A 15,857-nucleotide genomic window follows, 5' to 3' on the forward strand; every position below is an offset into this window, starting at 1 on the left:
ACGGTATTCGCTTCCTGTTGCTTTTGGCTAGTCACCACAGTGTCTGCTGAAAACCGTCAACGGATGTTACAAATTGAAACCAATGTTGAAGCCGATGGACCGGGTGGTTGGAATCTGTCCGTTTTCGATGCCTTGCAGGTTGCCGTCGTTGTAGTAGCTCGTTTCCGGATCGATGTGCGGCACCTTGCTGTGCAGCAGCGCCAGATTACGGCCTACCACCGAGATGGCAATGTCGCGGAAGGGCAGGCGCTTGAACACCTGACCAGACAGGACATAGCTCAGCCGGACTTCCCGCAGTTTGACAAAGCTGCCGTCGAAAATGGTGCCTTCGTTGTTGGTCAGCGAGTAGTATTTGTGGTGCCATTCTTCCGACGAAACCCGCACGTCGTTGGGCACGTAGTTGGGTTCTGCCGCCGTACCGATGTTTTTCACCCCTTCGCCAATAATACCGTCTTCACGACCCCGGGTAGTTTCTTTCAATACGCCGGTATACCGACCGATGTTGATGGACTGCGAGAAGATATCGCCACCTTGTTTAATGTCGATCAGCGTGCTCAGCGACAGGGCTTTGTAGGTAAACGTGTTCTGGATACCGCCGATCCATTTAGGGGTAAAGTTGCCGAGAATCCGGCGGACGGGGTCGAGTTGGGGAATGCCTCCGCTGTAGACGATGTTGCCGTTCGGATCGCGCAGGAAGCCCTGTCCGAAGAACGTTCCGTAGGGCTGGCCGATGCGGGCTTCCACCCCCATACCGCGAATGTTGATGTCCTGATTCAGTTGGTACGTCGTGAGCCCTTCCGCCAGTTCGATTACCTTGTTGCGGTTTTGTGCCCAGTTCAGAACCACATCCCACTGGAACGGACCCGCCTTAACCGGTGTGGCCGATAGTTGAATTTCAACCCCTTTGTTTTCCAGCCGGCCGGCGTTCAGCAGTTTGGAGGCAAAACCCGTTGCGTTGGAAACGTTCACTTTCAGAATCTGGTTGAACGACTGTTTGTTGTAATACGTCACATCCAGCCCCACGCGGTTATGCCACAGTTTGACTTCGGCCCCCACTTCGTACGAATTCGTTAATTCCGGTTTCAGGTTGGCGTTCAGCATCGCGTTACTCTCGGCCAGGGCGGGCGTGCTGCCCCAGGCATTGGCGTAGGCGTAGGTTTGCATCAGGTTGTACGGGTCGGTATCGTTTCCGACGCGGGCAACACCGCCCCGGATTTTGGCAAACGACAGTACCGGTGAATTGATGCTGAACATATCGGTCAGAATGGCGCTGACGGCCGCCGAGGGGTAGAAGTAGGAACGGTTGTTGGCGGGCAGCGTACTCGACCAGTCGTTGCGGGCCGTCAGGTCCACAAACAGGTAGTTCCGGAAACCGAGGTTGGCCGACGCGTAAAGGCTGTTGACGACCCGCTGATTGTAGCCGGTATTATCCGTTACCGGACGCTGGCGGGAGTTTCCGATGTTCCAGACGCGCGGAATGGCGAGTTCCGCGGCCCCGGTATAATTCCGCTGGTAGTAGTTCCGACGGTGGTTGCCGCCGATGTTTGCCGTCACGTCGATGTCACCGAATTTGCGGGTTGCGTTCAGCAGAAAGTCGGAGTTGGATTCCTGAACGAAAATCTGCTCTTCGTTGTAGCTGTCGAACAGGTTGGCCGTCCGGGCGGCATTTTTGGTTTTCCGCCGGTCGTTGTAAAAATCCGTTCCCGAACGGGCGGTCAGGCTGAGCCAGTCGGTGAATTTGTACGTCGCCGAGAGGTTGCCAAACAGACGGTCGCGTTCGTTTTCGCGGGCACTGACGTTCAGTTGGTAGTAGGGGTTTGTCCAGTAATTGTAATTCCAGTTGTACTGGTACATGCTGCCCGGAGCCTGATAATTTTTGAGTTGTTCCATATCGACCTGCCGACCAAACCAGATGAAGTACAAACCCCAGTTGGTGCGGTTGTCGCTGCCGTCTTTGACGTAGTTTCCGCTGGCGCGAATGCTCAGTTTTTTGGTCAGGTTCCAGCCTGCGTTGAGGGCAAACGTCCGGCGTTTGTAGTCCGTGTTGGGCAGAATACCGGTCTGGTTCAGATCCGTTGCCGACAGCCGGAAATCGCCTTTCTCGCTGGCCCCCGTAATGGAAATGTTGTTGGTCAGTGTCCGACCGGTTTCGAAAAACTGGTTGACGTTATCCGGGTGAGCAATCCAGGGCGTGGGAACCCGTCTGCCGTCCGGACCAATCGGTGAGTCGAACTGCGGAAGCAGGCGGCCATCCAGTTTTGGCCCCCAGCTTTCATCAACCCCATCGTTGACGCCACCGCCCCGACCATCGACGTACGAAAACAGCCCTTTACCGCCCTGCCCGTATTCATTTTGCCATTCGGGCAGCCGGAACGGGCTGTCGAAAGCCGTATTGGAGTTGACCGAAACGCCAACGCCCCGGCTACCTTTTCCGCTTTTCAGCGTGATCAGCACCACCCCGTTGGCCCCGCGCGAACCGTACAGGGCTGCGGCACTCGGCCCTTTCAGAACGCTTACGGACTCAATATCATCCGGGTTGAGCGAACCGGCCCCGTTGCCGTAGTCGACCGCCGTTGACGAACCGTAGTTGCCGTTATCGATGGGAACACCGTCTACCACAAACAGCGGCTGGTTGTTGCTGCCGATGGAGCTGGCCCCCCGGATCACCATCCGCGACGAAGCGCCCGGCGCACCGTTGGAGTTGGTCACCTGCACCCCGGCTACTTTACCCGACAGGGCGTTGACCAGGTTGGTTTCCCGGGCCTGTGTCAGTTGTTTGCCGCTCACTTCCTGTACGGAATAACCAAGGGCCTTCTTTTCGCGGGTAATCCCGAGGGCCGTTACCACGATTTCGCCAAGCAGGGCCGCATCTTCGTCCAGCGTAACCGTGAGCATGGTTTTGTTGCTAACGGCTACCTCCGTGGGTTTGAAGCCAATAAACGAAACGATGAGGGTGGCATTGGCCGGTGTATTCAGGGTAAATTCTCCGTTGGAGTTGGTCGTGCTCCCGATCGTCGTTCCTTTAATCAGGACGTTGGCACCGGGCAAACCTGCGCCGTCTGTTTTGGATACAACCCTTCCTTTCAGGGCAATATCCTGCGCAACGCTGGCCAGACTTAGCAGCATGGCAAGCAGCAGGAAGCAAGAGGTAGAGGCTCTTCTCATAGACAGTTAAAAATTATTTAATGAAGTGAGATGAATAGGATTATTTGAGCTTACTGGATGTAAGAATTCTATAAATTGATACTTTTGGTTTTAAGTAAAAAGTGTATGTATGATTGTGTATTGTTTGAAATTAACCATACATATGCATTTATATTTAATGATATACCGTATTTTATTCTGGTAACAAGTTAAAATAACATTAATATGATAACCAAATAAAATTTTAAAATTATTTAAATAATAAAAATTTTTATCTTTAAAATTTGAATAATACAGGTTTTAATTGTGGAATTGTTGTGTTTTGTTTAGGTATACTATTGGTCTGATTTTGTTTTACTTTTTATGGTGCAATAAAGTATGATTTTTTAAGATCGGCCAGGCGGCTATGGACAGGTTGGCAGAGTCGGGGTTGTGTAAATAATGGTTAAATATGCGGTACGTTAAGCTTATGCGAGGGGCCGTGGTCTTCTGGAGAGTTGGGACCGTATCGGTGCCACAGGAATCCTGTTGATTAGTTACCGGGATTTAAGTCAGTAACTAGAAGAGACAACCGGAACCGTCCCGGTATACTGTCCGTCTGTTCTGGTAAATAGGGGATAACTTTTTGCAACAGCCCGTTGCGTTTCCGCGTAGTAGCAAGGCAGAATCAGGTGCAAAACATCCGGTGTATGACAGGTATTCTACGGTTCCGTTTCCTACTGGTTTACTGGCTGGTAAGCACCGCCCTCTATGCCGCCGGACAGGGGCTGGATTGTTCCAACGTCGGATTTGACGAAGGCACGACGCACGGCTGGACGTTGCTGAACGGCACCATTCGAGACTTCGACAGGAAAGTGGTGTATGAAAACGAGGTGACCGGTCGTTTTGAGAATGGCCACCGGATTACAAGCCTCAGCGACGGCAACGATCCCCGCATCACCGCCGAAGCCATTCCGATGGTGGCACCCGGCAGTACGCACTCCATCCGGATTGGCAACGTCAACCGGGGCGGCCGGTTTGACCGGATACGGGGTTCCTTCGTGGTAACGCCGGACAACACCCTGTTTCAATACCGGTTTGCCGTCATTCTCGAAAATCCGAACCATTCAGACTGGCAGCAGCCCGAATTCAATATCCGCATCACCACCCAGAACGGCGCAACCATCGGCTGTAGTTTTTATAATGTTACCTCCGCCGGAACCATCACCGGTTTTAAAAATCAGGGCGCCATCCGGTATCGCAACTGGACGACGGGCGCCATCAGCCTCCAGGATTACGTCGGTCAGACCATTACGGTGGAAGTAACGGTACACGGCTGCACGGAACGTCGGCATGTGGGTTACGCGTATTTTGACGCCCAATGCCTGAAAGCCGAGATCAAACCGGCGCTGTTTTGCTCGCTGGTGGATAAAACCATGACGCTGAAAGCGCCCGACGGCTTTGCTTCCTACGTCTGGAATACCGGGGCCACAACGTCGGCCATTGCCATCAATCCGGTGCAGGGAGCCCGCTATTGGGTGAAAGTGAAACCGTTTTCGAGCCTGAACGAAGACTGTGAATTTCAACTGAATCATACCGTCAGCTTCGATGCGCAAACCGAGCCCGAACCCCTGACGGCTTCGATCTGCGAGGGCGATGCCTACACCGTGGGCGATTCGACCTACCGCACCGCCGGAACCTACCTGACCCGTATCAGACGGGGCGCCGATGTCTGCGATAGCCTGGTGAAAACCATCCTGACCGTTCGCCCGCTGGCGCGCAGCACCCAAACTGTGACGATTTGTGACGGAGAGAGCTATACCTTGGGTACAACGGTGTATCGAACGGCGGGTTCTTTCGACACCCGAATTGCCCGACCCGACCCGCTTTGCGACAGCATTGTGACGACGCAGTTACTCATCAATACCATCAGTCTTTCGGTTAATCCGGACACCATCATTCGACCCAACGCCACGGCCCAGCTTCGGGCCAGGATGGCTTCGACGGGCAATTACCGCTATAGCTGGAGTCCAACGGACGGTTTGGCCTGCCCCACCTGCCCGGTTACCGTGGCGAATCCGGAGGAGACGACCCGCTATACCCTGACGGTCGAGGATATGGATTTTAACTGCCAGAAAACCGCGTCGGTTGAGATTCGCATTGGCGACTGCACCATTCACACGCCGAGCGCCTTCACGCCCAATAACGACGGCCAGAACGACATTTTTCTGGTTCTGGGTTCCGACTGCGTCACCGAGATTCAGGACTTTACCATTTATAACCGCTGGGGTGAAGTCATTTTCCGGAAGCAGCATTTCCCGGCTTCCGACCCCGCCTACGGATGGAAGGGCGACTACCTGGGCATGGCGTCGGAGAGCGGGCTGTATACGTTCAGGGTTAAAGTAGCTTTTCTGAACGGTAAAGTCGACGAGCACCGGGGTTCGTTTATGCTGCTGCACTGACGTTGGTTTGGTCAGTTTCCGCTGTGTTCGAGCAGGGCTTTCAGGCCGTCCAGATCGATGTTCTCGGCGACGAAACCCGGAAGGCCGTATCCGGGCGATGGGATTCAATCAACGGTTTTGCTGCATGAAGAAACCAAAACGGTGGGTCAGGTGTAAACTAAAACCGCACCGAAGCCTGCGCCCCGGTGCGGTTTTGTGATTTTAATACGGAATTGACTTATTGAACCGGAATGGTTTTAACAACGATTTTGACACCATTTGCAGAAGTGAAACCTGGTACGCCAAAATTATCGATCAGGTTTTTCCAATACAGGTCGCCAGGGGCTGTTGAATCACCCGCAATATCCCGACTAATATCTAAGTTCTTTTCTGTAAGATTGTCAATCCTCCAGGAATCAGGCGTTGGGATTTGGGCCGTTGTCAGCGTCAGCTTTGTGTCGTTTTCCGACAAAGCCCAAGTGCCGGTTGTCGAGGTCCCATCCAGGCTGGTTTGAACAAAGGTACCGTCGTTTTTGAATTGGAGCCGGAATTTGCTCATATCCACTAAGTATCCTGGGGTGCCTTTCGTATAGCCCGTGGTCGGAGGAATGGCTCCTAGTCCTATGGCGCCGGTTTGGATTTCCCAGGTTTGGGCGATCATTTCGGCTTTGGTTTTAACGGCGGGGGTATCGTCGTCGTCTTTGCTGCAACTCAGGAGAATGGAGGTGCTCATTAGCAGGAGCAGAATGGCTTTCTTCATGATTCAGGTGTTTAAAGGATAGAAATTTTAAGGGTACAAACTCGAACGCAAGGTATGCAATTATTTGGGGATTGTCGGGCTATTATGCCCTATAATAGGCAACGGTTTCAGGATTTAATATATTATGGAGTGCCGTGCCTGGCCGCAATTTTCCTTCTTAAACTAACATAAACACGCAATAGCTTTCCGTTTCAGCGGGCTATTTAAAGGCATCGTTATAGCGGCTATACGTAGCGGTTTCAGCCGTAACGAGACACGGTTTTTCCTGTCGGGCGTACAGGAGCCCGAAAGCTATGGATGAAGCAAAAAGAAACCTACACCTCGGCGGGAAGAAGCCAGGGTTTTATTCGCAATGGGCTCTCTGCACCGTTGAGCTGTTCCTTGATCAGCGAGCCGACAACGCCGTTAAGTTCCCGGAAGGGGTGACGCTGAGGGATTTTCCGGCGGGTAGGCTGGAGGCTACTCTGCTTTTGGAAGACGTTTTGACTGCCGGTGTTTTCTTATGCATGACGGAACCACCGCAGGCAATCATCCAGAGACCAATCGCCAGACCAAGGGCGGACTGAAATAATTTAATATTAGTGTTCATCAGTAGTGGGTGTTGTATTCGGATGCAAAGGTAAGAAATGTCCAAATGGTTGCCGAATAAAATTTGGTTAAGTGGAAAAATAAGTCCTTCAGCGGCTGTCGGCTTTCTGATACGCTGCCCGTTGCAGATAAACATGGCTTATGTTGTGGTTTCGTGAAAGAATGAATAGTAAAAAACACGTTGTGATCGCTTATAGAGTGAGCAAATGTGTCAATGAGCATTTGTGAACCGAGTAAGATAGTCCAATCGTAGATCTGACAAACTTCTTCTAAACCCTGCTAATCTCTATGAAACCGGAAACGAAATCAGTTGTCACACGACGGAAGTTCCTCGATCTGGCAACGAAAAGCACGCTGGCATCGACGGCGCTCATCGGCGGATTTCCCACCATTGTACCGGCTTCGGTATTCGGGAAAAACGCCCCCAGCAACCGCATCAATGTGGGCGCCATTGGCGTGGGCCGTATCTCGCGGGGTCACGATTTGCCGGGGGTGTGGCAGTACGACAACGCTCTGATCATGGCCGTCTGCGATGTGGATAGCAAGCGGGCTGAAGACGGCAAAAAGCTGGTCAATAGCGTTTACGCGAAGAAAACCGGGAAAGGGTCCTACGATGGCGTGAAAGTCTACGGGGACTACCGCGAATTGATAGCGAATAAAGACATCGATGCCGTAATCATCAGTACCCCCGACCACTGGCACGCTCCCATGGTGGTGCATTCGGTTGAAGCGGGAAAGGACGTATACATGCAGAAACCGGCCTCACTCACCATTTCGGAGGGCCGGTTGATGGCCGATGCCGTCAAGCGGACCGGCCGGATTATGCAGGTGGGCAGCCAGCAGCGGTCGTCGCACCAGTTCCGGTATGCCGCCGAACTGGTCCGCAACGGTCGGATTGGGCAGTTGAAAACCGTGTACGTCGGGTTACCCGGCGATCCGTCGGGCAATGAGGAGCCGGAAATGCCCATCCCGAAAAACCTCAATTACGATATGTGGCTCGGCACCACGCCGGAGGTTTATTACACCGAAAAACGGGTGCATCCGCAGCAGGATTACGACCGTCCGGGCTGGCTGCGCTGCGAACAGTTTGGCGCGGGCATGATTACGGGCTGGGGGTCGCACCACATCGACTGCGCCCACTGGGCCATGAATACCGAATACACCGGCCCGATCGAAATCTGGGGAAGGGCGGATTTTCCGAAGAGCGGTTTGTGGAATGTACACGGTATTTTTCGCACCGAAGCGATGTACGAAAACGGCGTTCACATGATCGTGAGCAACGAACTGCCCAACGGCATCCGGTTTGAAGGCACCGAAGGCTGGATTTTTGTGTCGCGGGGCGATGCCGCCGTCACCGCCAGCGATCCGGTTGCCAAACAACGGGCCGCCAAAGCGCTGGACGCCAGCGACCCCAAAATTCTTGAATCGGTGATCGGCCCGAACGAAATTCACCTGCCGGTGAGCAAGGAACACCACGGCAACTGGCTGGAAAGCATTGTCAGCCGCAAGGCGCCGATTGCTCCGGCGGAAGTAGGCCACCGTTCCTGTACGGCCTGTCTGCTGCACCACGCGGCCATGAAACTAAACCGAAAACTGTATTGGGACCCTAAAAAAGAACAATTTAAAAATGATGCCGAGGCCAATAGCCTCCTCTCGCGGCCGCAACGCTCAACGTATGCCATCAAGGCCGTTGCATCCACGAAATCTCGTTAACTTGCGCGTAACCAAACTAATTCCGAATGAACGTATCCACCGTTGCGGGCGGCTTCTTGCTGGCGGCCCTGTTTCTTTCCTGTCAGTCATCTGACCAAAAAAAGGATGACATGTTTCACCTGATTACCCTGGACCCCGGCCATTTCCACGCAGCGCTGGTGCAGAAATCGATGTTTGATAACGTTGATTCGACGGTCAGCGTCTACGCTCCGGATGGGCCGGATGTGAAGCTGCACCTCGACCGGATTCAGGGCTACAACACCCGCTCCGACGACCCGACCCACTGGCACGAAGATGTGTATCTGGGAACTGACTTTTTTGAAAAGATGCTGGCCGACCAGGCCGAGGGCAAAGCGCGGAATGTGGTGGTTATGGCGGGTAACAACAAGCTGAAAACCGATTACATCCAGAAAACCCTTTCAGCCGGTTTTAACGTGCTGGCCGATAAGCCTATGGCCATCAATGCGGCTAACTTCGAGCAGTTGAAAGAAGCGTTTTCCTCCGCCGAAAAAAATAAGGTGCTGCTGTACGACATCATGACCGAACGCTACGAAATCACGACCATGTTGCAACGGGCTTTTTCGCAGCAGGTGGCCGTGTTTGGTTTGCTCGAAAAAGGCACGCCCGAGAATCCGGCGGTGACGAAAGAGAGCGTTCACCATTTTTACAAAAATGTATCGGGCAGCATCCTGACGCGTCCGGCCTGGTTCATGGATGTGGCGCAGCAGGGCGAAGGCATTGTGGACGTAACCACCCACCTGGTTGATCTGGTGCAGTGGGAGTGTTTTCCGGAACAGACGCTTGATTACCAGAAAGACATTCAGCTAACGTCGGCCCGCCGTTGGCCCACGGACATGACCCTGAGCCAGTTTACAGCGATTACCAAGCAGGCGGCTTTCCCGGATTATCTGAAAAAAGACGTGGTGAAAGACAGCGTCCTGAAGGTGTACAGCAACGGCGAAATCAACTACCAGTTGAAAGGCGTTCACGCCAAGGTGTCTGTGATCTGGGCCTACAAAGCACCGGAAGGCACGGGCGACACCCACTATTCAATCATGCGGGGTTCGAAAGCAAACCTGATTATCCGGCAGGGGGCCGAACAGCAGTACAAACCAACGCTGTATATCGAAGCCGTTGACCCGAAAGCGGATTTGACGGCGGATCTGCAAACGGTATTGCCGACTATTCAGAAAACATGGCCGGGTGTGGAAGTAAAGAAAATTGCCAAAGGTTGGGAAGTAGTGGTTCCGGAAAAGTACAAGGAAGGTCACGAAGCGCATTTTGGCCGGGTTGCCGAGAAATACCTCGAATACCTGAAAGCCGGTTCGCTGCCCGAGTGGGAAGTTCCGAACATGATCGCCAAGTATTACACGACCACCCAGGCCCTGGAACTGGCTAAAAAATCCAAAGCTGAACTAGCAACCAAATAAAGTAAAGACCGAAAGGTAAGTCACCCGATGCATACCGGTCTTTCACTTATTGACTCTTTAAACATGAACAAATCACAAGCCAATCGGCGACGGTTTCTGAAGGATTCCGTCGCCGGCGCGGCCGGGTTGGCGGCCCTGACCGCCTTGCCCAGCGGTATTCTGGCGGCCCCGGCCATTCTGCCTTCGGTACATACCGGTAGCCGCAGCGGCCGCCCCGCTGGTGCGGCCCGGATCCGGTTTTCGGCCATTGGCCTGAACCACGGACACATTTACGGCCAGGTCGAAGCCGTTATTCGCGGGGGCGGACAACTGGTGTCTTTTTACGCCAAAGAACCGGATCTGGCGGCTGCGTTTGCCAAACGGTATCCGGACGCCAAACTGGCCCGCAGCGAACAGGAAATTCTGGACGACAACTCCATTCAACTCGTGGTCAGCGCCGGGATTCCCGACGAACGCGCTCCGCTCGGTATCCGGGTGATGCGGGCGGGTAAAGATTATATGGCCGATAAACCCGGTATTACCTCGCTCGACCAACTGGCCGACGTTCGGAAGGTGCAGAAAGAAACCAAACGGATTTACTCGATCATGTACAGCGAGCGGTTCGAGAACAAGGCCACCGTCAAAGCCGGGGAACTGGTCAGGGCCGGGGCCATCGGGAAAGTCATTCAAACCATCGGGCTGGGACCGCACCGGATGAATGCCAGCACGCGGCCCGAGTGGTTTTTCGACAAAAAACGGTTTGGCGGTATCATCTGCGACATCGGTTCGCACCAGTTCGACCAGTTTCTGTTTTTCACAAACTCCACGCAGGCCGAAGTAGTGGCTTCGCAGGCCGGTAACACCAGCCACCCGCAGTACCCAAAATTCGAAGATTTTGGCGACGTGATGGTGCGCGGCAACGGCGGAACGGGCTATATCCGGGTTGACTGGTTTACGCCCGACGGCCTGAAATCCTGGGGCGACGGGCGGCTGACCATTCTGGGCACCGAAGGCTTTATGGAACTGCGCAAGAACGTAGACATCAGCGGGCGCGAGGGGGGGAATCACCTGTTCCTGGTCGATAATAAGGAAACAAAGACGATTGATTGCAGTAAGGTGGTGACTCCGTACGGCACACAGCTTGTCGATGACATTCTGAACCGGACCGAAACCGCCATGACGCAGGCACATTGTTTCCTGGCTACCGAACTGGCCCTGAAAGCCCAGAAGCAGGCGCAGGATGTAAAATTGAAAACCTAATTTACCAGCTACGCATGAATCGATTTGCCACGGTATTTCTTTGCAGTTTGTTAGTGCTGATTACCTCGTTTGCGGGCTGGAGCCAGAGCGGAACGCCGGTCAACTGGAAGAAAGTCAAGGTGTTGGTGTATACAAAAAACGGGAAAGGATACGTCCACGACAACATCCCGTACGCGGTCAAAGGCATCCAGAAACTCGGGCAGGAGCACGGTTTTAAAGTGGATGTGTCGGACCAGCCCACGGTTTTTACCGAAGCCAACCTGCAACAATACACCCTGCTGATTTTTCCCAGCACCAACAACGATGTGTTTGACACCGATGCCCAGCGGCTGGCGTTTCGGCGGTACATCGAAGCCGGGGGCGGCTTTGTGGGCATTCACTCGGTGACGGGAACCGAGCGCAACTGGTCGTGGTTCAAGCGGATGATTGGCGGTACGTTTGCCTGGCACCCCAAGTTTCAGAAGTTCAGGACGCACGTGATCGACACCAAACACCCGTCGATGGAAGGGCTACCCAAGATTTGGGAGAAAGAGGACGAGTTCTATTTTACCAAGGAGATGTCGCCGGGACCGACCGTGGTGATGGCCCACGACCTGACTTCCATCACCACCGATGAGCCGGAAAAAGTCCGGATGTTCGGTGGCACGTTTACACAGTTATATCCAGCCGCCTGGTACTATCATTTTGACGGCGGTTATACCTGGTGTACCACACTTGGTCACGATAAAAAGGATTACTCTGAACCGTTGTTCATGAAACACATCTTCCAGGGCATCCGCTACGTGGCCAGTCAGGTCAAAACCATCGATTTCAAAAAAGCCTATGCCGCATCGCGGGATTCGCCAATCCGGGTTAACTAAAACCGGTTAGTTTTCCAGTAATTTCAGAATGTCCTGAAAAAGAGCCTTTGGATATGATGCCGAAGGCCCGGAAATCCAGCATACGGCATAATTCCTGAACGCCAGCCGCCTTTCGACCACCTTTGGTTGCCGGGCGGCTGGCGTTTTTGCAGTTGACCACCGGGTCGTCGCCGGGGCCGTACAGAAACTGTCTTCCAGTCGCGAATGTATGGGGAACGCGCCGGAATGAGGGCTTAGTGGGTGACGTAATCGTAAATCAGGCGGGAAACCGTGGCCATGCTTCTGACGGAGGCTGATTCGTCGTTGAGGTCTTTGCCCAGGAGCACCAGCACATACTTCCGGCCATCGGGCAGCATGACGATACCCGAATCGTGGTGAACGCCAGCAATGGAACCGGTTTTATGGGCCACTTTCACGTCGTTGGGCAATTGGGCCGGAATGACGGTATTGAAACGCTGATCAAGCAGAATCCGGATCATATCTGCCGATGCTTCCGGACTGACGGCTTTTCCGGAGGCCATTTTGTCGAAAATCACCATCAGGTCGTAGGCCGTTGTGGTATTGTTCAGGCCCTGATCAAACGCCTTCTTATCTTCCACACCCCGCCGAACCTGAATGTTTTTTGCCCCGAAATCGCGCATGGTCTGCGTTACCTTTCTGGCATCTACTAACTCAATGACCAGGTTGGTCGCCAGGTTACTGCTGACAATAATCATGTCGTAGACTAGCGCCGACAGCGGACGTTTGGTGCCGACCCGGGTGTAAATAAGCGTATCACTGTCATCGCTGGCATTGAGGCTGTAGGGGCTGCCGTCTACGATACTCTTAAACTCGTTTTTGATCAGCATCGAATCGGAGAGGGAAAACCGTCCCTGCGCGGCCTGTTTGTAGACCTCAATCATGACCGGCGTTTTCATGGTGCTGGCGGCATGGAAATTCTCATGCTCCCGAATCAGCAATTCCTGCCCGGTTTTTAAATCCCGAAAGGCCACGGCGAACGTGCCCGGCTGTTGGCTCAGTTCCCGCTCAATCTGCTGGCGGAGTTCCTTGAGCGACGGTTTTGACTGACTGAACGCAGAAAAACTGATGAGTAAAAAAAACAGGGCCAGAAAACCCTGGCACCGTGCTTTAGGGCAGCAAAAAACCATAGGTAAATAATTCGGTTGTAGAGACATCAGAAAACCGGTTCCACTCAATTTCTTGTATTACGCCAAAATTGGGTGTTTTCGCGGGTTGCCGTTAGCAACGGACAAGGTACGCATTTTCCCTACACAGACCTTTGAATGACCGAAATTGAAATTGTTCTCGTCCTGATGGCCATTCTGACGGCATTGGCCTGGGTTACCCAAAATCTGAAGATTCCCCAGTCCATTCTGCTCCTGACAGCGGGTCTGGTCTTGGGCTTTAGCCCTAGCATTCCGGAAATTCACCTGGAATCGGAAACCGTCTTACTAATTTTTCTACCGCCCCTGCTCTACGAAGCCGCCGGTAATATTTCGTGGCACGAATTTAAAGCCTACCGGCGACCGATCACCATGCTGGCGGTCTGGCTGGTTTTTTTTACAACCGTGGCCGTGGCTGCGGTGGCCCATTATTTCATTCCGGGGTTTACGTGGCCGCTGGCGTTTGTGCTGGGGGCGATTATTTCTCCGCCGGATGCCGTAGCCGCCACCAGCACGATTCGCGGTCTGAGTCTGCCCAGCCGGCTCATTACCATTCTGGAAGGCGAAAGTCTGGTAAACGATGCGTCGGCGCTGGTTGCTTACCGGTATGCCGTGGGGGCGGTCACCAGTGGCGGTTTTGTACTCTGGCAGGCCGGGTGGCAATTTCTGGTGATCGCGGCTGGCGGAATTATCACTGGGCTGGCGATTGGCTACATCTTCACGCATATTCACAACAAGCTCGAAAATCCCACGGTGGCCACGGCCATTACGCTGCTGATGCCGTTTGTGACGTATTTGCTGGCCGAACAGCTACATCTGTCGGGTGTTCTGGCGGTGGTTTCGATGGGGCTTTACATGGCCTGGCACTCCTACGAAATATTTTCATTCCAGACCCGGATGCAGATTAACAGCTTCTGGAATATTCTGGTTTTTCTGCTCAATGGGTTTGTTTTTATTCTGATTGGCTCCCAGCTACCCATCGTTGTCAATGCCATTGGCCGGGAGTCGATTCTGACCTGGATCGGATACGGTTTTCTGGTGAGTCTGGTGGCCATTGCCGCCCGAATCATCTGGATTTTTCCATTGGAATATCTGTACCGGCTGCTCGGAACCAGACGAAAAAAGTCGGCGCAATTCAGTCCCAGTGAATTATTTATTACGTCCTGGGCGGGTATGCGGGGTGTAGTATCACTGGCAACGGCTCTGGCTTTACCGTTTACCTTACGCAACGGTCAGGCGTTTCCGATGCGCAACGAAGTTTTGTTTCTTTCCTTTATGGTTATTTTCGTCACGCTCGTACTTCAGGGATTAACGTTGCCGTTTTTCATCCGGAGGCTCGGCGTAAACGAACCGACGCACATCGGCGAACTGGAAGAAAAACGAGTCCGGATGAAAATTACATCCAGTTCGATTGCGTTCATTGAGAGCGAATTGGCCCTGACGTTGCACGACGAGGTCCTGAATGAACTAAAAAGCCGGTTTGAACAGCACTCAAATTACCTGCAAGGCATCCTTCGACTGGATGAAAGACCCCGGAAAGGCGACCCGCTCACGGCACCGACGTTCTTCCGGGAGTTTGTTCAGAGTGAACTGGCCGTAGTCAATCACCAGCGCCATCTGATTATTCAGTGGCACAAAGAAGGAACCTACAGCGAAGAAATTATCCGCCGGATTGAGCAGGAACTGGACATTCGGACCCTGAGTTTGCAAACGCAATTACGCCGGTTGCAGCCAATTGGGGCGGACAATGAGGCTGGCGGAGCCGTCTGAAAGTCAAAGTGCTTTTTGAGAAGGCGACCGGGGTGGGGCGGAGGTGTGTGCAGGTGTGGCTGGTGGAGTGACGTTGGCAACACCCATCAGAGAGCGTATTAAAACAGAAGTCCCCGGCAACCGTCAGGAAACCGGGGATTGGTGTTTGGTTTGGTCCGTTACGACAGATATTTCCGGAGCATCCACGCCATTTTTTCGTGGGCTTCCATCAGGGCGGTCAGGAAGTCGGCGGTTCCGGCATCTTCCAGTTCCTCACATTTGTTGATGTCCTCCCGCAGTTCGCGAATGGTTTGTTCGTGATCATCCAGCAGGCGCTGAAACATATCGGCGGTTTTGACTTCCGCGCTCTTGTCTTCCTTTAAACTCGTGTTTTTCAGGAAGTCTTCCATCGTCGAGAGCGGCCGTCCGCCCAGGGTTCGAATGCGTTCGGCTACCTCATCAATGGCCGCTTCAAGCTGTTTGTACTGGCTCTCAAAAAATTCATGGTATTCCAGAAAGCTCGGCCCGGCAACGTTCCAGTGGTATTTCCGGGTTTTAATGTATAATACGTGCTGGTCAGCCAGGAAGGCATTTAAAAGGTCATTTACTTGTTTGAGGGTGTCTTGAGAAAGACCAATGTTGATTTTCATGTTGTGTGATTGTCTTGAAGATGAAAAAACGGCTTTTACGTAGTCTCACTGGTAAAAACCATTGCCCCGCCGGTTTGTTTACCTCAAAATCCCAAACAACGCTGTATCATTCTGGTTTACTAGCTAAATACAGACAACCCT

The 15,857-nt window shown here is 53.2% G+C and carries 10 protein-coding genes; 6 read left to right on the forward strand and 4 right to left on the reverse strand.

Translation table 11 applies throughout. The annotated features are described in order from the left end of the window. Positions 1–66: 66 nt before the first annotated feature. Entirely contained in the window at positions 67–3,165 is a 3,099-nt protein-coding gene (locus LX87_RS24815; RefSeq protein ID WP_111630987.1) for a SusC/RagA family TonB-linked outer membrane protein, read from the reverse strand. Between the two features lie 668 nt (positions 3,166–3,833). Between LX87_RS24815 and LX87_RS24820 the strand changes: the two genes are divergently transcribed. Next, the gene (locus LX87_RS24820) at positions 3,834–5,585 is read left to right on the forward strand and encodes a T9SS type B sorting domain-containing protein (RefSeq protein WP_111630988.1); all 1,752 of its coding nucleotides are present in this window, start codon (positions 3,834–3,836) and stop codon (positions 5,583–5,585) included. A gap of 217 nt (positions 5,586–5,802) precedes the next feature. Here the strand turns inward: LX87_RS24820 and LX87_RS24825 are convergent, their stop codons facing one another. Next, positions 5,803–6,324 carry a hypothetical protein gene (locus tag LX87_RS24825; RefSeq protein WP_111630989.1) on the reverse strand — a complete coding sequence of 174 codons (522 nt, stop codon included), beginning with the start codon at positions 6,322–6,324 and terminating at the stop codon, positions 5,803–5,805. An 876-nt stretch (positions 6,325–7,200) separates the two neighbouring features. On the opposite strand from LX87_RS24825, the gene LX87_RS24835 reads away from it, so the two are divergent. From LX87_RS24835 to LX87_RS24850, 4 genes are all read left to right on the forward strand, one after another. Continuing rightward, the gene (locus tag LX87_RS24835) at positions 7,201–8,625 is read left to right on the forward strand and encodes a Gfo/Idh/MocA family protein (protein WP_111630991.1); all 1,425 of its coding nucleotides are present in this window, start codon (positions 7,201–7,203) and stop codon (positions 8,623–8,625) included. Positions 8,626–8,651: 26 nt separating this feature from the next. Continuing rightward, a complete protein-coding gene (locus LX87_RS24840; RefSeq protein ID WP_111630992.1) occupies positions 8,652–10,055 on the forward strand; it encodes a putative oxidoreductase C-terminal domain-containing protein in 1,404 nt (467 codons plus the stop codon). Between the two features lie 63 nt (positions 10,056–10,118). Beyond that, positions 10,119–11,294, forward strand: a complete 1,176-nt coding sequence (locus LX87_RS24845; RefSeq protein ID WP_111630993.1) for a Gfo/Idh/MocA family protein — start codon at positions 10,119–10,121, stop codon at positions 11,292–11,294. 14 nt (positions 11,295–11,308) lie between these two features. Beyond that, complete coding sequence (locus tag LX87_RS24850) at positions 11,309–12,154, forward strand: ThuA domain-containing protein (RefSeq protein WP_111630994.1); 846 nt, start codon at positions 11,309–11,311, stop codon at positions 12,152–12,154. Between the two features lie 233 nt (positions 12,155–12,387). On the opposite strand, the gene LX87_RS24855 is transcribed toward LX87_RS24850, so the two are convergent. Next, on the reverse strand, positions 12,388–13,329 hold the full coding sequence (locus LX87_RS24855) for a serine hydrolase (protein WP_229310815.1): 942 nt from the start codon (positions 13,327–13,329) through the stop codon (positions 12,388–12,390). A 108-nt stretch (positions 13,330–13,437) separates the two neighbouring features. Between LX87_RS24855 and LX87_RS24860 the strand changes: the two genes are divergently transcribed. After that, a complete protein-coding gene (locus LX87_RS24860; RefSeq protein ID WP_111630996.1) occupies positions 13,438–15,087 on the forward strand; it encodes a Na+/H+ antiporter in 1,650 nt (549 codons plus the stop codon). A gap of 158 nt (positions 15,088–15,245) precedes the next feature. Here the strand turns inward: LX87_RS24860 and LX87_RS24865 are convergent, their stop codons facing one another. Then, a complete protein-coding gene (locus tag LX87_RS24865; RefSeq protein WP_111630997.1) occupies positions 15,246–15,716 on the reverse strand; it encodes a Dps family protein in 471 nt (156 codons plus the stop codon). Between the last annotated feature and the right edge of the window lie 141 nt (positions 15,717–15,857).

Source organism: Larkinella arboricola (genome assembly GCF_003259745.1).
GTDB classification, from domain to species: Bacteria; Bacteroidota; Bacteroidia; order Cytophagales; family Spirosomataceae; genus Larkinella; species Larkinella arboricola.